Genomic DNA, 20,162 nt, shown 5'->3' on the forward strand with positions numbered 1-20,162 from the left:
AGTGAGCACGATCCTGGTCACTCCCCGCGCGCCGCGACGATCTCCGCCAACGCCCGCAGGATCACCGCCTCGGTCGCGTCCTTCGTGAGCCCGAGCCCGGTCAGCAGGTCGTCGCCGAGTTCGAACAGGGCCAGCAGGATGTGCTCGGTGCCGATGTAGTTGTGCCCGAGCCGCAACGACTCCCGCATCGTGAGTTCGAGCGCCTTCTTGGCCTGCGACCCGAAGGCCATCTTCGCCGCTTCCACCGGTTCGCCGGCGGGGTCCGGCAGCGCCGCCGTCGCGGCTTCCCGGACGGCGTCGAGGGTCACCTTCTGCGCCACGATCGCACCGGCGGCGAGCGCGGCGGGTTCGGCCAGCAGGCCGAGGATCAGGTGCACGGGCTCGATCTGCGGGCTCTTCGCCGCGACAGCCGCGTCCCGTGAAGCGACTACGACGTGCCGCGCGCGATCGGTGTAGCGGCTGAACACCTTCACGAGGTCTTCGAGCGAGGAGCCGCTGGGCTCGACGAAGCGTTTCTGGGCGGCCTGCTTGGACACACCCATGTTCTTGCCGATTTCGGTCCAGGAGGCGCCGGAGCGCCGCGCCTGGTCGACGAAGTGGCCGATCAGATGGTCGGCCACTTCGCCCAGGTGCTCGCCGAGGAAGACAGCGTCGGACAGCTGGCCGAGCACGTCCCCGTCGGGATGCTGCTGCTTGATGTGGGAGATGAGGTCGTCGAGACGAACTGGACTGGTCATGCCGTCAACTTTAGGTTGACGATCCTCAATCGTCAATCACGGGTTGACGCAAAGGTCGCCTTGAGATCGAAGCCGTTGGCTTCCAGCGTTTCGAACCGCGGCGCCGGATCCGCGGCGAACAGCCGCCGCGCGGCGATGTGGTCCGGCGGCCGGTTCACCGACTCGACCCCGGCCAGCACGCCGTCCCGGAACGACAGCACCGAGAACTTCCCGCCCTCCCGGTCCCCGGTCACGACGGTCTTCTCCGCCCCGGTCAGGATCCCGGCGATCTGCAGTTTCGCGCCGAGCTGGTCGGTCCAGAACCACGGCAGGCTGTCGTAGGGCGCGGCCTGGCCGGTGATGACGGCGGCCGCCGCCCGTGCCTGGTCGACGGCGTTCTGCACCGACTCCAGCCGCGTCGCCGTCCCCGCCTGGACGCACGGGAAGTTCGCGCAGTCCCCGACCGCCGAGATCTTCGGGTCGCTCGTGCGCAGGTGTTCGTCGACGACGACGCCGTTCGCGACGGCGAGCCCGGCCTCTTCGGCGAGCCGCGTCCGCGGCTGCACCCCGACCCCGACCAGCACCAGGTCGGCGGGCAGCACGCTGCCGTCGCTCAGTTCGACCTCGGCCACCCGACCCTCTCCACGCAACGCGGCGACGCCCTGACCGAACAGGAGCGTGTGACCCGCCCCCTCGTGCAGAGCGGCGAAGTACGCCGAGACCTCCGGAGTCGCGACGCGGGCCATCAGCCTGTCCTGTGCCTCGACGATCGTCACAGGCCGTCCGGCGTGCGCGGCGAACTCAAGCCCGATGAACCCGCCGCCGACCACGACCACGTTCTCCGCGCTTTCCAGTGCGGCACGCAGGACATCGGCTTCGTCCTTGGTGCGCAAGGTGAACACACCGTCCAAAGTGGAGCCGGGCACCGGCAGCACCCGGTTCACCGATCCCGTCGCCAGCACGAGATGGTCGTACTCGTGGGCGCTTCCGTCCTCAAGCACCACCTTCGCGCTGTCGCGATTCACCGACGCGACGCGACCCGGGATCAGCTCGATGTTCTTCTCCGCGAAGAAGTCCTCGGGCCGCAAGCGCAACTGAGCGTCACCCGCGGTCCCGGCGAGATAGCCCTTCGACAACGGAGGCCGTTGATAGGGCAGCCCGGGTTCGTCGCCGATGAGCACCACCCGCCCGTCGAACCCCTTGTCCCGCAGCGAGGTCGCCACTCCGAACCCGCTCTGCCCGGCCCCTACGACGAGGACGGTCTCCATCGGCGCTCCTTCCGTTGTACCCGGTGTCCATTCAACACAGCTCCGGCCGTTTCGACACGTGATCCTCACGCGGCGGAAGCGCTACGGTCATGCCCGACGAGTCCACTGGCGTTCCCGCACGTGAGGAGGGTCGCATGAGCCGGCCCGAGGTCCACCCGGTCGATGCCCGCCCGCCACTGCCGAAGCTGACCTTGCTCGGCCTGCAGCACATGACGATCATGTACGCGGGCTCGGTGGCCGTCCCGCTCGTCGTGGGCAGCGCGCTGAAACTCGACGCGGCGACGATCGCGTTGCTGGTCAACGCGGATCTGCTGGTCGCCGGGATCGCGACCCTGATCCAGGCGATCGGGATCGGGAAGATCTTCGGCATCCGGCTGCCGGTGGTGGCGGGCGCGACGTTCACCGTGGTCAACCCGATGATCATGATCGCGTCCCAGTACGGCATGCAGGCCGTGTACGGCGCGATGATCGCGTCGGGCGTGTTCGGCCTGCTCATTGCCAAACCGTTCGCGAAGATGATCCGGTTCTTCCCGCCGCTGGTCTCGGGCACGCTGCTGGTCGTCATCGGCATCTCGCTCATCGGCCCGGGCGTCGGCCTGATCGCCGGGCACGACACCACTTCGCCGGACTACGCGAAGCCCGCCGACATCGCTCTCGCGTTCGGCGTGATCGCGGTGATCATCCTGTTCACGCGGGTGCTGCGCGGGTTCGCGAACCAGATCGGGCCGCTGCTGGCGCTGCTGATCGGCCTGGCCGCCGCCGTCCCGATGGGCCTGGTGAAGTTCGACGGCATCGCCGACGCCGCCTGGTTCGGCCTCGCGTCGCCGTTCCATTTCGGCCCGCCGACCTTCCCGATCGCGGCCGTGCTCTCGATGTGCGTCGTGATGCTGGTGACCTATACCGAATCCACCGCGGACCTGGTCGCGGTCGGCGAGATCACCGGACGGCCGGCGACCGACTCGGACCTCGCGCGCGGTCTCGCCACCGACGGCCTCTCGGCCATCCTCGGCGGCGCGATGAACTCGTTCCCGGACACGGCTTTCGCGCAGAACGTCGGCCTCGTGCAGATGACCGGGGTGCGCAGCCGCTGGGTCGTCGCGATGGCGGGCGGTCTGCTCGTGCTGATGGGCCTGGTGCCGAAGGTCGGCGCCTTCGTCGCGGCCGTGCCGGAGCCGGTGATCGGCGCCGTCGCGGTGGTCATGTTCGCGATGGTCGCCGCGGTCGGCGTGCAGAACCTGAAGAGGGTGGAGTTCTCCGGCAACCACAACACGTTCATCGTCGCGGTGTCGTTCGGGGTCGGCCTGCTGCCCGCGTTCTCGACGAACCAGTTCGGGAACTCGATCTTCTTCCAGCATTTCCCGGCGTGGTTGCAGACGATCTGCGGCAGCCCGATCACGGTCGCCGCGATCGTCGCCTTCACCCTCAACCTGCTGTTCAACCACCTCGGCAAACGCCGGGAGCCGGACTTACTGCAGGCGCCTTAACACCAGAGCCACTTCGGCCACAGGTTGCACTCTTCGGTCGGCGTCGTGGTGGGCGGCGGCGGGGTGTGGCCGGGCGGGTGCGGAGGCCCGGTCGATCCCGTCGGCTTCGGCGGGTCGGCGGGCTCGTGCGAAGTGGGCGTCGTCGTCGATTCGTCCGGGGTGTCGGAAGTCGACGCGGCCGAACTCGACGTGCGACGGCTCGACGACGTCGTCTTGCTGGGCCGCGAAGAAGGCTCGCCTTCGCCGGTTTCGACCGTCTCGGTGGACGGGGCGGCCGACGTCGCGTCAGCTCCCCTGTTCTCCGAAGGCCGCTTCGGCATCTCGATGACGCTCATGTTGTTCGGCTGCGCGTTCTGCTCGGGATCCGAATCGAACCCGACGAGGACACCGGCCGCGCCGCAGGCGACGACCACGGCGATCACCACCGCGATAACTCTCCAGCGTGACTTTGCCCGTGACTCCTCGTGGTCGTCCCAGCCCTCGCGAATGAGCAGGTCGGCGACCGAAACGTCGTCGTCATCCACCAGCTGAGACCTTTCGCACCCGGGAACGAGCGGACCGTAGTTTTACCGCAACTCACCGCCGAATGGGTGAAGTTAACCAAAAATTATTCACCCGATGGAAGACGTTAGCGTATCTCGGTCACACAGCGTGTATTCATATGCTTTCGTGCATATCTACGGCGGCCCACCTTCGGTTCGCGTATACAGCGCCCTTCGCGGGTGGTGTAATCGACGGTGCCAGTACCGGTAGAGGGGGTTCGGACGGATCATGGAGGCTGACGCCCTCGCCGTGCCGGGAGCCGGAAATTCCGGTCGTCCGACAGGTACTCCGCTCGGAAACGAGCCGGTCGGCGATTTCGGCCTCACAGGCGACGACGCCGCCATCTGGTCGTACGACTTCGAGAGCGAACGGCTCTCCTGGCTGCCCGGGCTGGAGAACCTGCTGGGTGGCGCCACCCTCACCGAGACCGACGTCGAGTCCCGGCTCGCCGACCTGGTCGCCCCGCTGACCTCCGGCACCCGCACCTCCCCGCCGTGGCGCGAGTTCGAACTCGAGCAGTCGTTCCGAGACCCGGCGGGCGAGATCCGCTGGGTCCGCCTGCGCGCCCGCACCATCGGCGACGACAACGGCTCGTCCGGACTGCTCGGGATCGCCACGGACGTGACCGACGTCCGCGAGAACCGGCAAGCGCTCGAAGATCTCACTGACCGTTACCGGCTTTTGGTCGAGCTGAGTCCCGACGCGGTCTGTGTCCACGAAGCTGGCGTCGTCACGTACGTGAACCGGGCCGCCGTCGCCGCGCTCGGCGCGTCCTCGACCGCCGAGCTGATCGGGCGGCCGATCATGGACTTCGTCGCCGACGAATCGCTTCCGGCCCTGCTGGACAGGATCGCGTCGCTGCACCGCCAGGGCGCGTCGACCGATCCCGCCGACACCGTGATGCTCCGCCTCGACGGCACGAAATACCTGGTCCAGAGCATCTCGGTGCGCACGACCTGGGAGGGCAGGCCCGCGTTCCAGGTCATCATGCGCGACATCAGCGCGCAGAAGGCCGCCGAAGCGACCCTGCGCTACCAGGCCGCGCTGATCAGCCACGTCAGCGACGCGATCATCGCGACCGACCGCGCGGGCATGGTGACCAGCTGGAACCCCGCCGCGGAGAACGTCTACGGATGGACGGCGGGCGAGGCGATCGGCGGCACGGTCAGCGACCTCGTCGGCGCCGCGCTCGACCCCGAGACCGTGCTGCGCCGGGGCGGTGTCCTGCGGACGACCCACCGCCACCGCAACGGCTCGACACTGGCCATCCGCATCTCGGCCGCGGAGATGAACGACGGCTTCGTCCTGGTCTGCGCCGACGAAACCGCCCGGCGGCGCGCCGAGCAGCACTACAGCACGGTGGTCGCGTCGCTCGACGAAGGCGTGGTCGTGGTCGGCCCCGGCGGCCTCATCGAATCGGCGAACCCGGCGGCGTGCCGGATCATCGGCATCGAGCACGACGACCTCATCGGCGTCCCGTGCGTGACGCTGGAGCTGTACGACGAGCAGGGCCGCATCCCGCCTGCCCGGATCCCGTCGGTGGTGACCAGGCGAACCCGGGTCACGCAGACCGGGCTCGTGCTGCGGCTGCGGAGGCCCGACGGCGACGACGTCTGGATCTCGCTGACCTCACGGCTGCTGACCCCGGAAGACCCGTCGGCGATGGCGGTGGTCACCTCGTTCACCGACATCACCGAACGCCGCGCCATCGGCGAGCGGCTGGCCCACGAGGCGACGCACGACCCGCTCACCGAACTCGCGAACCGGACGCTGGTCCTCGACAGCCTCGCCGAGGCGCTGTCCGGCGCCGGCCGCGCCGAGCTGACCACGCTGCTGTTCATCGACCTCGACAAGTTCAAGGTGATCAACGATTCCCTAGGGCATTCCGTCGGCGACAAGGTGCTCCGCATCGCGGGCGAACGGCTGCGCCGGGGCATCGGCGAGAGCGATCTCGTCGGCAGGCTCGGCGGCGACGAATTCGTCGTCGTCACCGCGGAGATCACCGAACCGGACGAGATCAAGGCGCTGGCCGAGCATCTGCGCGAGGCGCTGACCGAACCGATCACGGTCAACGGCAGGCAGCTGCACATAGACGCCAGCATCGGGATCGTCACCGCGGCCAACGACGACACCCGGACCGCCGAAGACCTGCTGCGGGACGCGGATGTCGCGATGTACCAGGCGAAAACGCTCGGCCGGGCGCGCTACGAGTTCTTCGACGTCGAGCTGCGCGAACGGATGCAGCGGCGGCTCCGCATGGAACAGGACCTGCGCGACGCCTTGCAGAACGAGGAACTCTGGACCGCGTACCAGCCCGTCGTGGACATCGAATCCGGCGAGATGGTCGCCGTGGAGGCGTTGCTGCGCTGGAAACATCCGGCGCACGGCACGATCTCGCCCGCCGAGTTCATCCCGCTGGCCGAGGAAAGCGACCTGATCAACCTGATCGGCATGTACGTCCTCCGCACAACCACACGCGAGATCGCCCGGCGGCGCGAACACCTCGGCATCGACCTGAACCTCAAGGTCAACCTGTCGGCCCGGCAGCTGGACGACCCGCAGCTGGTGGCGGGAGTGCAGGACGCGCTGAAGACGACCGGGCTCCCGCCGCACGCGCTGACCCTGGAGGTCACCGAGAGCGCGCTGATGCGGGACCAGGCCGCGGCCGCCGAGGTCCTGACGTCGTTGCGCGATCTCGGCGTCTCGCTGGCGATCGACGACTTCGGCACCGGCTATTCGTCGCTCGCGCAGCTGCAACGGCTCCCGCTGGACACGCTCAAGATCGACCGCACCTTCGTCACCGGCATCGCGGAATCGCGCGACGCGGCCGCGATCGTCAAGAGCATCATCGCGATGGCACACGCCGTCGACCTGATCGTCGTCGCCGAGGGCGTCGAGGACGAAGAGCAGCTCGCGGTCCTGCGCGAGCTGCGCTGTGATCAGGCGCAGGGCTTCCACTTGGGCCGCCCCGCGCCCCCGGACGAACTTTTCGGAGCCGTTGAATGAGTGTCGAGATCAAAGCCGGAGAAGACCGCTACGACATCGTCGTGGACGGGAAGGCCGCCGGGTTCCTGGACACCCGCACCCGCCCGGACGCGATCCTGTTCCTGCACACCGAGATCTCCGACGACTTCGCGGGCCAGGGCCTGGCGGGCAAACTCGTGACCGCCGCGCTCGACGACGTCCGTTCGCGGGGCAAGTCCGTCCTGCCCTACTGCCCGTACGTGCGCTCGTACATCGCGAAGCACCGCGAGTACGAGGACCTCGTCCCCGAGGACAAGCGCGCCGAGTTCGACCTCTGAGCGCTCAGCCCGGGTAGATCTTCAGCAGCTTCGCGAGTTCGTCTTCGGTGAGGACGACGTCCAGCTCGCGCAGCGTCGCGTCGAGCCGTTCGGCCGGGACCGGCGTGGTCTCCTTGGTCCCGTCCGGGCGCTCGACGCTGAGCTCGGTGCCGACCAGCTTGCGGCTGAGTCCTTCCTCCAGCCGCATGACCACCAGCTGCCCGGTGAACGGCGACCGAGGATGCGTCGACGTGTAGTGGTGGTAGACCTCGTAGTCGATCCGGTGCATCGGCGTGAGCGTGAAGGCGTGCAGGTCGGTCCAGTCGTCGCCTTCCTGCTTCTGCAGACGCCACCAGTCGCCGTCGGCGACGAGCCGGTGCGGCCAGCCGGCCTGGTCCACCACGGCGCCGTCGACCAGCGGCATCGGCACCAGCATCCCGGCGCCGAAACCGACGTCGACCAGGTGCTGGACACCGTCGGCCTCGACCGCCAGCGTCATATGCGTGTACGGGCCGTTCTTCTGTGGCTGCACCCGCGCGACCAGGCGGCGCACGGGGTAGCCGAGCTGCTCGGCGGCCGCGGCGAACAGGCTTCCGTGCTCGTAGCAGTAGCCGCCGCGGTGACGGCGGACGAGCTTGCCGATCACGTCTTCGAGCGCGATTCCCTTGTGCTGTTCCAAAACCACGTCGACGTTCTCGAACGGAACGGCCAGGACGTGCGCCTTCGCCAGCTCACGCAGCGCGGCGGCGGAGGGCTGGGCGCGGTCCTGGCCGATCCGGCCGAGGTACGCGTCGAGATCGAGGGTGCCGACGGTCCATTCGTCGACCTGCTCAGGTGCGAGTGTCATGGCTCCAGCCTGACACCTCCACCTAGATCGAGGTCAAGATCAAGAAGCGCAGAAGGTGTCCTCGGCGGGCAGGGTGCCGTCCAGGAGGTAGCGGTTCACCGCGGCTTCCACGCACTTGTTCGGGTACGCGCCGAAGATCCCGTGCGACCGGACCGGGACGCTCACCAGTTTCGATCCGTGTCCTTCGTCGCCTGGACGATCAGCGCGGGCAGGGCGTTGCCGTGCAACGGACCGAAGGTCGGCTGCGTCGCACGGGCTTTTTGGACGGTGCGCCAGTAGTGCTCGCGGCTCCGCGACGCGGGGGTGTCACCGCAGACCAGCGCCGGCATCAGTGAGAGCGGCGGGTGGCGGACCATCCGGTCCGCCACCGAGCCGATATTGGGGTCTGCCCTACCTTCCGGCCTCCTGGGTGATGGACCGCGCGGCCACCGTCCCGTCGTCACCCGCCTGCCCTTGGACGACGACCGTCGAGCCCGGTTTCAGGTCGGCGAGCTTGCCTGCCTGCGTCACTCCGATGGTCGTGGCGTCCGTTGTGGACACCGTGATCTCGCCGCCCTGCGCGTTCTTGACGTAGACCTTCGTCCCGCCGACGCGGTCGATCGTTCCCGTGGTGCCACGCCCGTTCGCGCCTCGCGCCTGTCCTTGTCCTTGACCGTTCGGCGCCGCGGCCTGCCTGGCGGGAGTCGGGGTCGAGGCCGAGCCGAACGCCGCGTGCGTCCAGGCGCCGAGCGCGAACACCGCCGCCAGCGCGACCAGCCCGGCCAGCACCTGCGTCGTCCGCGAGAACGGCCGGGCGGCGCGGCGCATCTCGCCGTGGAGATCACCGGTCACCGCCGGACCGGCGACGATCTCCTCCGCGGTCGGTTCAGTAGACGGCATCGAAACTCCTATTCGTGACGCAGGGCGTCGATCGGCCGCAGTTTCGCGGCCCGGTTCGCTGGGAAGACCCCGAAGAACAGCCCGATCAGGGCGGAGACCGCGAAGGCGAGGAAGATCGAGGACGGCACCACGACCGGCTGGATCCCGGAGATCGTGAACCGGCTGCCGATCAGCCCGATCGCGACGCCGAGCAGCCCGCCGAACAGGCTGAGCATGGTCGCTTCGGCGAGGAACTGACCGAGGATGGCCGAACGCGGCGCCCCGACGGCCTTGCGGATGCCGATCTCGCGGATCCGTTCGGTCACCGTCACCAGCATGATGTTCGTGACGCCGATCCCGCCGACCAGCAACGAGATCGCCGCGACGGCGGCGAGCAGCACGGTGAACGTCTCGGTGGCCGAAGTGCGGGTCGCGAGCAGTTGTTCGGAGTTCTGGATCTGGTAGTCGGCGGTGCCGCCGGCGCGGATCCCGTGCCTCGCGTTCAGGATCGCGGTGATTTCGGCCTGGGCGAGGGAAACCGAGTCCGCGCCCGCCGCCTGCACGGCGATCTGGCTCAGGCTTCCGTAGCCCGCCAAGGAGTTCTGCACCGCCGAGATCGGCGCGATCGCGACGTCGTCGGCGTTCTGCGGCCCGGTGCTCCCCTGGGCCTTCAGCACCCCGGCGACGGTGAACTGGATGCCGTTGAGCAGCACGTTCCCGCCGACCGGTTCGGCCGTGCCGAAGATCGACTGGGCCGTCGTCGCGCCGAGCACGACGACCTTCCGCGCGGCCGTGACGTCCTCGGCGGTGAACGCCGCGCCGTCGGCGATCTCCTTGTTGGTCGTGGTGAAGTACGCGGGTTCGGTGCCCACCACACTCGGGATGTCGTACGACGTCTGGCCGCGGGTCGCGGTGGCCGTCGTCGTGACCACCGGCGACGCCGCCTTGACGTCCGGCGCGCCGTTCGGGTCGACGAGCGCGTGCGCGTCCTGCACCGTCAGCGGTCTCGCCGTCGCGCTCTGGCCGCCGCCGCGTACCGGGGAGACGTTGACGACGTTGGTGCCGAGTCCCTGGATGCTCGCCGCGATGGCGGCGGAAGCGCCGTTCCCCACCGCCACGAGCAGGATGACCGCCGCGACGCCGATGGTGATGCCCAGCGTCGTGAGCGCCGAGCGCAGCTTGTTCGCGGTGAGACCGCGGATCGCGAACCGCAGGATCTCCAGGAAGTTCACGACGCCACCCCCACGGCGCGGGTCGGCTCGTCGGAGACGATCAGCCCGTCTTCGACGCGGACCACCCGGCGGGCGTGCGCGGCGACCTCGTCCTCGTGCGTGATCACGACGATGGTGCGGCCGAGGCGGTTCAGCCGGTCGAAGACGCCGAGGACGTCCGCGGTGCTGCGGCTGTCGAGGTTGCCCGTGGGTTCGTCGGCCAGCAGCATCGCCGGTCCGGTGACGAGCGCCCGCGCCACGGCCACCCGCTGGATCTGCCCGCCGGACAGCTCGCTCGGCAGATGCCTGGCGCGGTCGGACAGGCCGACCATCTCCAGCGCGGCGAGCGCGCGTTCGCGCCGCACCGACCTTCGGAGTCCACTGTAGACAAGCGGTAGCTCCACATTGGACACGGCGGAGGTGCGGGGGACCAGGTTGAAGGACTGGAAGACGAAGCCGATCTTGCGATTGCGCAGCAACGCCAGCTGACGCTCGTTGAGGTCCCCGACACCGAAACCGTCGAGCAGGTACTTGCCGGAGGTCGGCACGTCCAGGCAGCCCAGCATGTTCAGCAGCGTCGACTTGCCCGAACCGGACGCGCCCATGATCGCGACGTACTCACCGGGCAGGACGGCGAGGTCGACGCCGCGCAACGCGTGCACGGCGGTCTCCCCTTCGCCGTAGGTCTTGCGCAGCCCGGAGACCGCGATCACCGGGTTCATCCCCGACCGCCGAATCCGCCTCCGGTACCGGTGCCGCGCTGGCCGCCGCCGGGGAAGCCGCCCGTCCCACCACCGGGAAGCCCTCCCGTGCCGCCCGTCCGTCCAGTGCCCCCGGTGCCGGTGGCGACCGTCGCGGTCAGCACGACGTTCTCCCCTTCGGTGAGCCCCGAAGTGATCTGCACCGTCGACTCGCCGCGGATCCCGACCTGCACCTGACGCTGGGATTCCTGGCCGTTCTCCTGCACGGTGACGACGTTCGTGCTGCCCGTGGTCCGCACGGCGGCGGCCGGGACGCTCAGGGCGTTCTGCGCCTCGGCGACGGTGACCACGACACTCGCGGACTGGCCGGGGCGCAGACCTTCCGGCGGAGCGGTCAGCGCCAGCTTCGTCTTGTAGGAGACGACGTTGCCGCTGGTCGTCGGCGTCAGGTCGACGCTGGAGACGGTCGCCTGGACCGGCTTGTCGGGCGACGAGTTCAGCGTCACCGTCGCCTTCTGGCCCGCCTTGACCTTGCTGACGTCGATCTCGGCGATCGAGGTGTCGACGACCAGGTCGGTCATGTTCGTGATGGTGATGAACCCGCTGCCGCCACTGGACGAAGACGACGTCGAAGCGTTCGAGTTTCCCTGGTTCCCGCTCGACGTCGATTGCTGGGAGCTCGCGGAAGACCCGCTCGACGACTGCTGTCCGACGGTGCCGTTGATCGCGGTGACCGTCCCCGCGCCGGGCGCTTCGAGCGTGGTGTTGTCGAGCGCGGTCTGCGCGTTCTGGACGTCGAGCTCGGCCTGGTCCACCTTGGCCTGCGCCGAGGCGACGCTGTTCTGCGCGTTCTGGGTCGTGTTCTGGCCGGTCGCGGGGGTGGCCTCCGCCGTCTCGGCGGTGTCGAGGTTGTCCCGCGCGACCACGAGATTCGCCTTCGCGACCTGAAGCGCCTTCGCGGCCTGCGCCTTGTCGATGGTCGCGAGCCTCTGGCCCACCGACACGACGTCGCCGACCTTCACGTCGATCGACGCGACCTTGCCGGCGGTGGCGAAGTTCGCGGTGCCGGTGTACCCGCTGGCGAGCGTCCCGGCGGCGGAAACGGTCTCGGTGACCGTGGCCCGGCGGACCGGCGTACTGCGGGTCTGGGCCTGCGCTGTGTTCTGTCCGGGACTGAATGCCTGATATATCCCGAAACCTGCTCCGGCCAGCAGCACGATCAGGACACCGTTGAGCACCCAGGCCTTGGAGGGGCGAGCTCGCGTCATGCGGTGACACTGCTGCCGTTGCTTGGCAATGACCTGTTGATTGCCTGTGAGCCGCCTGTGTATCGCTCCCTGGGGATCGCACCCTCCGGCCTCGGCCGCGGCATGAAAAAACCGCCCCGATGTGCATCGAGGCGGTTCAAGAGCGGTGGCCAGGGCCGGGGTCGAACCGGCGACCTTCCGCTTTTCAGGCGGACGCTCGTACCAACTGAGCTACCTGGCCGGGAACGCCGGCGAGGAGCCGAACGATCTTGCGACCCTGACGGGACTCGAACCCGCGACCTTCGCCGTGACAGGGCGACGCGCTAACCAACTGCGCCACAGGGCCTTGCATACTGCTTTACTACTGTACTGCGTACTCCCAACGGGATTCGAACCCGCGTTGCCGCCTTGAAAGGGCGGAGTCCTAGGCCGCTGGACGATGGGAGCCCGGTTCGGTTTCGGCGAACCGACCGACCCGCGCTCTCCGGTGTCCCCGGGAGCGAACATAACTATAGGACACCCCTGTTTTCGCTCCCACACAGGGGGTCCCCTAAGTGATCGCAGGGCTGGGACCTGCGAGAACGCGGTGCGGTCAGGATATCAGGGCCGACGCGTCCCGCAGGGCGCCGAGACGCCGCCGGAGCTCTTCCCGCTCGTCGTCCGGAAGAGTGACGGCGAGGAGTGCGGCCACACACCCGGTCCGCCGGGCGTTCGGCAAGTTGCCATCCGGCGAACAATGCGAGACCACCGGCGTCCGCAGCGCCGACGAGGCGTAAGAGCGGATCGGCCGGACAGCCGGGGTAGTCGGCCCCCGAAAGACTGACGCGAGCCCATCGCGCCGATGACCGCGAGTAGGCACGCGCCTCGAAGGCCGCGCCGAGAGCCTTCGTCTCGGGCGGCGGAGCGAACTCGAAAAGTCACGACGGGAGATCCCGAACGGCTTCGGCAACGGGTCGCGCGGCACTACCGAACACCCTCGGAGGCCCGCCTCGGCGAGGTCGTGAACGAACGAAAGCCCGGCCGAGCGGCGGACACCGCACGACCGGGCTTCGCGAAACGACCTCAGCGCTGGACGGGCGCCTGCCCGTCCTCGTCCAACGTCAAACCCAGCATGTCCAGCAACTGAACACAGTCATCGACGCCCAGCGCGCCATTGGCCACCGCCAACCTGGCACGCCGCACCTGGTCGTCGGACACCCGTTGGGCATCCCCCTGACCCGTGCGCTGCGCCGGCAGACCACCGGCCAACGTCGTCGAGCTTCCCCCATCGGCACCTTCGTACCGAAGGAGGAACTGTCGAACTTCCACAGACCCACCCATGGTTCCTCCAGACGGCCAACGAACAGCTTGGCCGCGAGGCTAGCCAGAGCCGGCCGCGACACACAGCCCCCCGGAGAGTGAACCTGTCGACACGCTCCGCACAACGCAGAGCAATCACGCGCACACCGTCACCACATGAACCACAGGCGAACCACAGGTGGCCGCCCGACCGGAATTCTGCCCGCGCCCACTCGCCCTTCTCAGCAAACCGTGCAACAATCGATTTGCTGACACACCCCCGGTCAGCGCCTGTGGAGATCCCCTCCGACCCCCGCGTTCCTCCCCCTGGCGCGGGGGTCGCTCCGTTATTTGGGGGGCCACCCCCCAAACCCCCAGGGTCCGTTTGGTGGCGGTTGGCGGCCCATGCTCGGTCCAGATCCGAACACCTCGTTTTCACTCCGCGAATGGTTCTCATTCGGGTCATTGGTTGCGGTTTGTGATCACGGGAAAAGGTTTTCCTGTCGGGGTTGGGCCGAATGGGACAGAAAAGTGGGTGTGTCGTGGCTCACTGTGGTTGGTTTGCCGAGACCGAACCGTTATCGTGGCCCGGTGCCCCTTCCTTCCCTGAGCCGTCGTAGCGGCAGCCGCACGAACATGAAGCCGGTCAACCCGGGTCGTCACCGCAACTCCCCCACCAAGGAGGCCGAGGCGGTCGTCGAAGACACGGAGCTCACCAGCTACCTTCGCGCCCTCGCCCCGGACAACGACCCGGAGAGCACCGGCACCGGCAAGCGCTTCGGCGAAGCGCAGGTGTTCCAGCTGCGGATGAACCTCATCGCCTGCGAACAACTCAAGGACGCCGCCGCCGAGCGCAACCTGTCGCCGCAAGCGCTGGCGCAGGAATGGATCCTCGAGCGCCTCTCGTGGGAATCGCAGGCCAACTCGGCCCAGCAGCGCCGCCACGAAGAAGCCCACACCGACGAATTCCACTTCGACGCCGACGCGTGGGAGCAGCAGCCCGTCCCCCGCTGACCGTCGCCCCGGAACGGAACAGCACAAGCGAAGAAGTCTTCAAGACAGAGAAAAGCCCCCGGCGAGAACGCCGGGGGCTTTTCTGATCAGTCTGAGCAACGCCTGAAGGGCGGACTCAGATCGCGCGGACCTTCTGGGCCTGCGGGCCCTTCTGGCCCTGACCGACCTCGAACTCCACTCGCTGGTTCTCCTCGAGGGTGCGGAAACCGCGGCCCTCGATCTCCGAGTAGTGAACGAAGACGTCGCCCTCGCCGCCATCCTGCGCGATGAAGCCGAAGCCCTTCTCCGCGTTGAACCACTTCACAGTGCCTTGCGCCACCGCTTTACTCCTCGTTGCACATCCGCTTCGAGTGCCGCCGAAGCGACACCCAGACCGTCCCGGGCGGTTCCAACGAGTCGAGCGAAGAGCGCGTCACCGGCTCATGGCTCGCGTCAGAAGTTCCGCGAGTGTGAAGCCACGAACACGCAAAACGACGGCCTGATGGCAGAGTACCGGGATCTGGCCATATTTGAAGCCCGTGATCGGACTCTGGGCACCCCCAAGTACCAAGGTCACCGGAACGTCGTATACCGATCCGTCTTCTGTCGGACCCTCTCGCTACCCTGTCGCCGCACGCCGACCTCAGGTCTTCGTCGGACACGGACCGAAGTCGGTCATGCCCCGATCGTGAACTATGATCCACCCGATTGTGACTCGCATCACTCGCGGGTGGATCAACTTACGGGGTGGTCCGGACGTCATGGTCGGTGTACAGGGGAGCAAAGGGGAAGCTTTGAGGTTCACGGAATCCGCACGCCGCCGGGCGGCGATCGCGGCACTGGGGCTGGTGGCCGTTCTGACGCTGGGGGCGTGCAGCAGCGAGCCGACCGTGTCGGCCAGCGGGCCGGAAGGCGGCGGCCCGGTCAGCAGCGAAACCGGCGACAAGGCGGCCGCGCCCGCCAAACTGACCTACGAGCCCGCCGCGGGGGCGCAGGACGTCGCGCCGGGCCAGCCGATCAAGGTGAGCGTCGCCGACGGCACGCTCGACCAGGTCGTGCTGACCAACCCGGACGGCAAGCAGGTCGCGGGCCAGCCGTCCGAAGACAAGAAGAGCTGGTCCACCACCGAACAGCTCGGCTATGGCAAGGGCTACACGTGGTCCGGCAAGGCCACCGGCACCGACGGCAAGCCCGTCCAGATCGGCGGGGCCTTCACCACGGTCAAGCCGCGCAAGCAGGTGGGCGCGAACATCAATGTCTTCGACGGGCAGACATACGGCATCGCCATGCCGATCACGCTGACGTTCCCGAGCAAGGTCACGGACAAGGCCTCGGTCGAGAAGGCGCTGTCGGTCGAGACCACGCCGAAGACCGAGGGCTCCTGGGCCTGGGTCCACGACGACACCTCGGTGCACTGGCGGCCGAAGGCCTACTGGCAGCCCGGCACCACGGTGAAGTTCAACGCCAAGATCTACGGCGTCAAGATCGGCGACGGCGTGTACGGCAAGGAAGACCGCTCGGCGAGCTTCACGATCGGCCGCTCGCAGGTCGTCAAGGGCAACACCCAGACCCACCGGCTCCTGGTGATCCGCGATGGTCAGCAGATCGCGGACTATCCGGCCAGCTACGGCCTCGACGCCGACCCGGGCCGGGTCACGCCGAGCGGCACGCACGTCGTGATGTCCAAGCACGACACGTACTCGATGACCAACGAGCGCTACAACTACCAGGACATCGTCGTACCGTCCGCGGTGCGGTTCTCCACCAACGGCGAGTTCATCCACGGGTACGGGCCGTCGATCTGGGCGCAGGGCAAGAAGAACATCTCGCACGGCTGCGTGAACCTGGCGCCGGCCAATGCCAAGGCGTACATGGACGGCGCCCTGGTCGGGGACCCCGTCGAGATCGAGGGCAGCACCCAGCAGATCAACCGGGCGCGCGACTACAGCGACTGGACCTACGACTGGGCCGAGTGGTCCAAGCTTTCCGCTCTCGCGAGCTGAGGTACTTCCATGAGACCGGGCGGCCGGAGACCCATGGTGGTCTCCGGCCGTTCGTGTTTCCCAAGCGGGGAAACTCGATGCAACCCGGCGCGGGGCCAGGCGCATGTCTAACGACGTGAGGCGCCGCGGCCAATGAGCGGCGCCCGGATCGAGGAGACACTCTTGCGTACTCGTATCGCTCTTTCCCTCGGCGCGCTGCTGCTGGCGGGCGGCGCCGCCTTCGCGACCACGTCGCTGGCGTCGGCCGACCAGAGCGCCCCGTCGTCGACGGTCACCCCGGCGCCCCAGCCGCCCACCAAGGCCCCCACCACCGACAAGCCGGCGCCCGCGCCGACCCGTGCCACCACCGCGCCGCCGCGTGAGGTCTCGCGGACCCCGGCGGTCGCCGCGCCGGGCGAGCACCGCGTGCCCAAGGCCGTCCCAGCCGGGCCGACCGGGGACCTGCACCTCCCCGCCATCGTCGAAGGAGCCGGTAACTAGGTGTCCTTGAGCCGCTCGTCGAAGACCGGGACGGGCTCGCCGTGGGACGGCGAGTTCGCCCGGTACTTCGACGAGCGCGCGCACAGCCTGCGTGCCACCGCGTATCTCCTGTGCGGGGACTGGCACCAGGCCGAGGACATCACCCAGGCCGCGCTGCTGAAGCTGTACCTGGCCTGGCCGAGGCTCTCGCGGCACGACGCGCTCGACGGCTACGCGCGCAAGATCGTGCTGCGGACGTTCCTCTCCGAGCATCGGCGGGTCTGGCGCAAACGGGAGAAGCTCACGGACGCCCTTCCCGAGGTCCCGGGCGAAACGGGCGGCACGGAACAGGAGATGCTGGTCAGGCATGCCCTGTCCGGTATCGCCCCGAAGCAGCGGGCCGTCCTGGTGCTGCGCTACTTCGAAGATCTCAGTGTCGACGAGACGGCCGCGGCACTGGGCTGTAGCACCGGGAACGTGAAGAGCCAGGGTGCGCGGGGTCTCGCGACCCTGCGCAAGCGACTCGGACCGCATTTCAGTGAACTGGCCTTGAGCGGAGCGCACGACGATGGGAGGTGAGGAGATGGACGAGGACATCAAAGGCGTGCTTTCGCACGGTGCGAGCGGTCCCCCGCTGGGCATCCGGGCGGCGGACATCATCGAGCGCGGTGGCCGGATCCGGCGACGACGCAAGCGGCTGGCCGTGGCGGGGAGTTCGCTGACGACGGCCGCGGTGATCGTGCTCGGCGCGATCGCCGTCGGCGGTCACGGCGGCGAGGGGTCCGCGCCGGTGCAACCCGCCGGACCGGGACTGTCCACCGTTTCTCCCTCGCCGGTGACGCCTGTTCCCTCCGAGACGCCTTCGAGTCCCGAGGTCGCCCCGAACGAGCCACCGGTCACTCCCGAGAATTCCTCGAAGCCGGGTCAGACTCGCGCGACACCCAAAACCCCTTCGCCCGGACGCACGACGGTCGTGCCTCCCCGCGCGCCCAGCGCGACGAAGACACCAGGCGAGACACCGCCGACCGCGGCCACGACGCGATGAGCTCGCGCCCGGAACGCCCGAATCCCGAGGTGTCACCCAAAGTAATCGGAAATTCTCCGACACCGGTTTCACCTGGTGGTTCGTCACCGTTTTGGGGGAACGGCGCTCGCGCGATCGATCCAAAGCGCTGAGTCCGGACGTTTGAACACCTACGGTCGAGGGAACAAACCCTCGACGATGGGTAAGTAAACGGGTGGGTCGGGAGGTCAAACCCATGGCCGAAGAGGCGCTGAGTGCGTCACATCAGGAAAAAGGGGAACCCGCGGAGGCCCCGCCTGAACAGATCAGAAAGGCCGTCGCCGGAGCGGCGATGGGTAACTGCATCGAGTGGTACGACTTCGGTGTCTTCGGCTTCATGCCGGCCATCCTGGGGCAGGTCTTCTTCAACGCTTCCAGTACTTCCGAAGGCGCGTTGGCGACCTTCGCGGTCCTGGCGATCACCTTCATCGTGCGGCCGTTCGGCAGCTTCGTGTTCGGTCCGCTGGGGGACAAGATCGGGCGCCAGAAGGTTCTCGCGCTGACGATCATCCTGATGTCCGGCTCGACGTTCATCATCGGGCTGTTGCCGTCCTACGCGACGATCGGCCCGGCCGCGGCGGTCCTGCTGATCCTGTTGCGGACCATCCAAGGTTTCTCGGCTGGCGGTGAGTACGGCGGCGCGGCGACGTTCATCGCCGAGTACGCGCCCGCCCGGCGCCGGGGTTTCTGGGGCAGCTGGCTGGAGTTCGGCACGCTCGTCGGGTTCGCGATGGGCGCCGGCTTCGTCACGATCTTCACCGTCGTCCTCGGCGACGACGCCATGCGCGAGTGGGGCTGGCGCCTGCCGTTCCTGATCGCGGGTCCGCTCGGCATCGTCGGTCTCTACCTGCGGAACAAGCTGGAGGACACTCCGCTGTTCCAGGAGATCGAGAAGAAGGACCAGGTCGAGAAGTCGCCGCTGAAGGCGCTGCTCAAGAAGCACTGGACGTCGATCCTGCACCTGATCGGCATCGTGGTGATGCTGAACGTGGCCGACTACATCGTGATCACGTACCTGGAGACCTACCTCAAGGACGTGGTCGGCTTCAGCGGGCACGTGCCGTTGCTGATCATCCTGGCGACCATCGCGTTGATGCTGATCTTGATCGTGCCGGTCGGCATGCTGTCCGACCGCATCGGGCGAAAACCCATCCTGATCGCGAGTTGCGCGAGTTTCCTGGTGTTCCCGATCCCGGCGTTCTCGCTGATGGGCGCGGCCGCGGACGACCAGAACGCCGGGCAGCTCATGCTCGGCCTGGTGATGATCGCGGTGCCACTGGTGCTGATCCTCGCCGTGCTCGCGGCGACGCTGCCGGCGATGTTCCCGACGCAGGAGCGCTACGGCGGTTTCTCCATCGGGTACAGCGTTTCCACCGCGCTCTTCGGTGGGACGGCGTCGTACGTCATCGGCAGCCTGGTGACTTCGACCGGCGACGACCTGTGGCCCGCGTACTACCTGATGGGTTCGGCGGCGATCGCGGCCATCCCGATCCTGCTGCTGCCGGAGACGGCCGGGGTTTCGCTGCGCGGCATCGTGAACTCCCGGATCGCGCGGCGCCGGAAGCCGGAAACGACCACTCCCGGCGGCGCCTCGGAGCTACCCGCGAGTTAACGTCTTTCCATGAGCCGTATCTCGCAGCCGTGGCCGCCGGTCGAAGTCGAACCGGCGACCGTCCACCCGAAAGCCCCTCAGCCGGGCAGCCATCTCGGCATCCACTTCGGTGAGTGCTTCGGGTGCGGCGACGAGATCGAGGCCGGGCTCCACCTGCATTCGACGGTGGGCGAAGGGACGACGGTGTACTCCAAGTTCACCGTCACCTCCGCCCACCAGGGTGCGCCCGGCCTCGCGCACGGCGGTCTGCTGGCCTGTGCCTTCGACGAGGCGCTCGGCGCGACCGTCGGCAACCTGCTGCGTCGCCCCGCCGTCACCGGGAAGCTGGAGACGGATTTCCTCCGGCCCGTTCCGGTCGGGTCGACGCTGTACATCGCCACCAAACTGGACGGCGTCGCCGGCCGGAAGATCTACGTGAGCGCCGACGGCCGGCTGGACGCCGAGGACGGCCCTGTCGCCATGCGGGCGCGGGCTTTGTTCGTGCGGGTCGAGTTCGATCACTTCAGCACCCATGGGGACCCGGAGGCGCTGCAGAAGCTCGCCGCGGCGCACGAAAAGGCCAAGCGCGAACGCGAGTGGGACATCAACCCCTGACGCG

General features: G+C 68.2%; 22 protein-coding genes and 3 tRNA genes. 10 read left to right on the forward strand and 15 right to left on the reverse strand.

Annotated elements, in window-relative coordinates; genetic code table 11:
* Positions 1 to 17: 17 nt before the first annotated feature.
* On the reverse strand, positions 18 to 737 hold the full coding sequence (locus AB0N89_RS05670; RefSeq protein ID WP_364200554.1) for a Clp protease N-terminal domain-containing protein: 720 nt from the start codon (positions 735 to 737) through the stop codon (positions 18 to 20).
* Positions 738 to 769: 32 nt separating this feature from the next.
* Positions 770 to 1,984: an FAD-dependent oxidoreductase gene (locus AB0N89_RS05675; protein WP_364200556.1), complete on the reverse strand. Its 1,215-nt coding sequence runs from the start codon at positions 1,982 to 1,984 to the stop codon at positions 770 to 772.
* Between the two features lie 134 nt (positions 1,985 to 2,118).
* Here AB0N89_RS05675 and AB0N89_RS05680 point away from each other — a divergent pair, with 134 nt between their 5' ends.
* Complete coding sequence (locus AB0N89_RS05680) at positions 2,119 to 3,468, forward strand: nucleobase:cation symporter-2 family protein (RefSeq protein WP_364200558.1); 1,350 nt, start codon at positions 2,119 to 2,121, stop codon at positions 3,466 to 3,468.
* On the opposite strand, the gene AB0N89_RS05685 is transcribed toward AB0N89_RS05680, so the two are convergent.
* Positions 3,465 to 3,992 carry a serine/threonine protein kinase gene (locus tag AB0N89_RS05685; RefSeq protein WP_364200559.1) on the reverse strand — a complete coding sequence of 176 codons (528 nt, stop codon included), beginning with the start codon at positions 3,990 to 3,992 and terminating at the stop codon, positions 3,465 to 3,467. The two genes, AB0N89_RS05680 and AB0N89_RS05685, sit on opposite strands and share 4 nt — an antisense overlap.
* A gap of 247 nt (positions 3,993 to 4,239) precedes the next feature.
* Between AB0N89_RS05685 and AB0N89_RS05690 the strand changes: the two genes are divergently transcribed.
* Entirely contained in the window at positions 4,240 to 7,017 is a 2,778-nt protein-coding gene (locus AB0N89_RS05690) for an EAL domain-containing protein (protein WP_364200561.1), read from the forward strand.
* Positions 7,014 to 7,313 carry a GNAT family N-acetyltransferase gene (locus AB0N89_RS05695; RefSeq protein ID WP_364200563.1) on the forward strand — a complete coding sequence of 100 codons (300 nt, stop codon included), beginning with the start codon at positions 7,014 to 7,016 and terminating at the stop codon, positions 7,311 to 7,313. The genes AB0N89_RS05690 and AB0N89_RS05695 overlap by 4 nt, the downstream gene beginning before the upstream one ends.
* A gap of 4 nt (positions 7,314 to 7,317) precedes the next feature.
* On the opposite strand, the gene AB0N89_RS05700 is transcribed toward AB0N89_RS05695, so the two are convergent.
* From AB0N89_RS05700 to AB0N89_RS05750, 11 genes are all read right to left on the reverse strand, one after another.
* Positions 7,318 to 8,139 (reverse strand): arylamine N-acetyltransferase, encoded by an 822-nt coding sequence (locus AB0N89_RS05700; protein WP_364200565.1) that lies wholly within the window; start codon positions 8,137 to 8,139, stop codon positions 7,318 to 7,320.
* A gap of 39 nt (positions 8,140 to 8,178) precedes the next feature.
* Positions 8,179 to 8,304 (reverse strand): alpha/beta hydrolase, encoded by a 126-nt coding sequence (locus tag AB0N89_RS05705; RefSeq protein WP_364200567.1) that lies wholly within the window; start codon positions 8,302 to 8,304, stop codon positions 8,179 to 8,181.
* The gene (locus AB0N89_RS05710; protein WP_364200569.1) at positions 8,301 to 8,507 is read right to left on the reverse strand and encodes a hypothetical protein; all 207 of its coding nucleotides are present in this window, start codon (positions 8,505 to 8,507) and stop codon (positions 8,301 to 8,303) included. The genes AB0N89_RS05705 and AB0N89_RS05710 overlap by 4 nt, the downstream gene beginning before the upstream one ends.
* Before the next feature lie 22 nt (positions 8,508 to 8,529).
* Complete coding sequence (locus tag AB0N89_RS05715; protein WP_364200571.1) at positions 8,530 to 9,018, reverse strand: hypothetical protein; 489 nt, start codon at positions 9,016 to 9,018, stop codon at positions 8,530 to 8,532.
* Positions 9,019 to 9,026: 8 nt separating this feature from the next.
* Complete coding sequence (locus AB0N89_RS05720; protein WP_364200573.1) at positions 9,027 to 10,229, reverse strand: ABC transporter permease; 1,203 nt, start codon at positions 10,227 to 10,229, stop codon at positions 9,027 to 9,029.
* Positions 10,226 to 10,930, reverse strand: a complete 705-nt coding sequence (locus tag AB0N89_RS05725; protein WP_364200575.1) for an ABC transporter ATP-binding protein — start codon at positions 10,928 to 10,930, stop codon at positions 10,226 to 10,228. Before AB0N89_RS05725 ends, AB0N89_RS05720 begins: the two co-directional genes overlap by 4 nt.
* Positions 10,927 to 12,177, reverse strand: coding sequence for an HlyD family efflux transporter periplasmic adaptor subunit (locus AB0N89_RS05730; protein ID WP_364200577.1), 1,251 nt, complete (start codon positions 12,175 to 12,177; stop codon positions 10,927 to 10,929). The genes AB0N89_RS05725 and AB0N89_RS05730 overlap by 4 nt, the downstream gene beginning before the upstream one ends.
* A gap of 146 nt (positions 12,178 to 12,323) precedes the next feature.
* Positions 12,324 to 12,397, reverse strand: a tRNA-Phe gene (locus AB0N89_RS05735).
* 31 nt (positions 12,398 to 12,428) lie between these two features.
* Positions 12,429 to 12,502 (reverse strand) — tRNA-Asp (locus AB0N89_RS05740).
* Positions 12,503 to 12,530: 28 nt separating this feature from the next.
* A tRNA-Glu gene (locus tag AB0N89_RS05745) sits at positions 12,531 to 12,603 on the reverse strand.
* A gap of 615 nt (positions 12,604 to 13,218) precedes the next feature.
* Positions 13,219 to 13,476, reverse strand: a complete 258-nt coding sequence (locus AB0N89_RS05750; protein ID WP_020633070.1) for a hypothetical protein — start codon at positions 13,474 to 13,476, stop codon at positions 13,219 to 13,221.
* Positions 13,477 to 14,025: 549 nt separating this feature from the next.
* Here AB0N89_RS05750 and AB0N89_RS05755 point away from each other — a divergent pair.
* Positions 14,026 to 14,448 (forward strand): hypothetical protein, encoded by a 423-nt coding sequence (locus tag AB0N89_RS05755; protein ID WP_093936857.1) that lies wholly within the window; start codon positions 14,026 to 14,028, stop codon positions 14,446 to 14,448.
* Positions 14,449 to 14,563: 115 nt separating this feature from the next.
* On the opposite strand, the gene AB0N89_RS05760 is transcribed toward AB0N89_RS05755, so the two are convergent.
* Positions 14,564 to 14,767, reverse strand: coding sequence for a cold-shock protein (locus AB0N89_RS05760; RefSeq protein WP_003097368.1), 204 nt, complete (start codon positions 14,765 to 14,767; stop codon positions 14,564 to 14,566).
* Between the two features lie 421 nt (positions 14,768 to 15,188).
* On the opposite strand from AB0N89_RS05760, the gene AB0N89_RS05765 reads away from it, so the two are divergent.
* The 6 genes from AB0N89_RS05765 to AB0N89_RS05790 all read left to right on the forward strand — a co-directional run bounded on the left by AB0N89_RS05765 (position 15,189) and on the right by AB0N89_RS05790 (position 20,158).
* Positions 15,189 to 16,430 (forward strand): Ig-like domain-containing protein, encoded by a 1,242-nt coding sequence (locus AB0N89_RS05765; RefSeq protein WP_364200579.1) that lies wholly within the window; start codon positions 15,189 to 15,191, stop codon positions 16,428 to 16,430.
* Positions 16,431 to 16,562: 132 nt separating this feature from the next.
* Complete coding sequence (locus tag AB0N89_RS05770; RefSeq protein WP_364200581.1) at positions 16,563 to 16,910, forward strand: hypothetical protein; 348 nt, start codon at positions 16,563 to 16,565, stop codon at positions 16,908 to 16,910.
* Positions 16,911 to 17,468 (forward strand): SigE family RNA polymerase sigma factor, encoded by a 558-nt coding sequence (locus tag AB0N89_RS05775; RefSeq protein WP_364200583.1) that lies wholly within the window; start codon positions 16,911 to 16,913, stop codon positions 17,466 to 17,468.
* 4 nt (positions 17,469 to 17,472) lie between these two features.
* Complete coding sequence (locus AB0N89_RS05780) at positions 17,473 to 17,934, forward strand: hypothetical protein (protein WP_364200585.1); 462 nt, start codon at positions 17,473 to 17,475, stop codon at positions 17,932 to 17,934.
* Between the two features lie 214 nt (positions 17,935 to 18,148).
* The gene (locus AB0N89_RS05785) at positions 18,149 to 19,564 is read left to right on the forward strand and encodes an MFS transporter (RefSeq protein ID WP_364200587.1); all 1,416 of its coding nucleotides are present in this window, start codon (positions 18,149 to 18,151) and stop codon (positions 19,562 to 19,564) included.
* A gap of 9 nt (positions 19,565 to 19,573) precedes the next feature.
* On the forward strand, positions 19,574 to 20,158 hold the full coding sequence (locus AB0N89_RS05790; RefSeq protein ID WP_364200589.1) for a PaaI family thioesterase: 585 nt from the start codon (positions 19,574 to 19,576) through the stop codon (positions 20,156 to 20,158).
* Positions 20,159 to 20,162 lie beyond the last annotated feature (4 nt).

This window comes from Amycolatopsis sp. NPDC089917 (assembly GCF_040684635.1).
In the GTDB taxonomy this organism is placed as follows: Bacteria; Actinomycetota; Actinomycetes; order Mycobacteriales; family Pseudonocardiaceae; genus Amycolatopsis.

Coding starts and splice junctions, on each gene's coding strand:
- AB0N89_RS05670 (WP_364200554.1), bottom strand. CDS start 737: ATGACCAGTCCAGTTCGTCTCGACGACCTCATCTCCCACATCAAGCAG.
- AB0N89_RS05675 (WP_364200556.1), bottom strand. CDS start 1,984: ATGGAGACCGTCCTCGTCGTAGGGGCCGGGCAGAGCGGGTTCGGAGTG.
- AB0N89_RS05680 (WP_364200558.1), top strand. CDS start 2,119: ATGAGCCGGCCCGAGGTCCACCCGGTCGATGCCCGCCCGCCACTGCCG.
- AB0N89_RS05690 (WP_364200561.1), top strand. CDS start 4,240: ATGGAGGCTGACGCCCTCGCCGTGCCGGGAGCCGGAAATTCCGGTCGT.
- AB0N89_RS05695 (WP_364200563.1), top strand. CDS start 7,014: ATGAGTGTCGAGATCAAAGCCGGAGAAGACCGCTACGACATCGTCGTG.
- AB0N89_RS05700 (WP_364200565.1), bottom strand. CDS start 8,139: ATGACACTCGCACCTGAGCAGGTCGACGAATGGACCGTCGGCACCCTC.
- AB0N89_RS05715 (WP_364200571.1), bottom strand. CDS start 9,018: ATGCCGTCTACTGAACCGACCGCGGAGGAGATCGTCGCCGGTCCGGCG.
- AB0N89_RS05725 (WP_364200575.1), bottom strand. CDS start 10,930: ATGAACCCGGTGATCGCGGTCTCCGGGCTGCGCAAGACCTACGGCGAA.
- AB0N89_RS05730 (WP_364200577.1), bottom strand. CDS start 12,177: ATGACGCGAGCTCGCCCCTCCAAGGCCTGGGTGCTCAACGGTGTCCTG.
- AB0N89_RS05750 (WP_020633070.1), bottom strand. CDS start 13,476: ATGGGTGGGTCTGTGGAAGTTCGACAGTTCCTCCTTCGGTACGAAGGT.
- AB0N89_RS05765 (WP_364200579.1), top strand. CDS start 15,189: ATGGTCGGTGTACAGGGGAGCAAAGGGGAAGCTTTGAGGTTCACGGAA.
- AB0N89_RS05770 (WP_364200581.1), top strand. CDS start 16,563: ATGAGCGGCGCCCGGATCGAGGAGACACTCTTGCGTACTCGTATCGCT.
- AB0N89_RS05780 (WP_364200585.1), top strand. CDS start 17,473: ATGGACGAGGACATCAAAGGCGTGCTTTCGCACGGTGCGAGCGGTCCC.
- AB0N89_RS05785 (WP_364200587.1), top strand. CDS start 18,149: ATGGCCGAAGAGGCGCTGAGTGCGTCACATCAGGAAAAAGGGGAACCC.
- AB0N89_RS05790 (WP_364200589.1), top strand. CDS start 19,574: ATGAGCCGTATCTCGCAGCCGTGGCCGCCGGTCGAAGTCGAACCGGCG.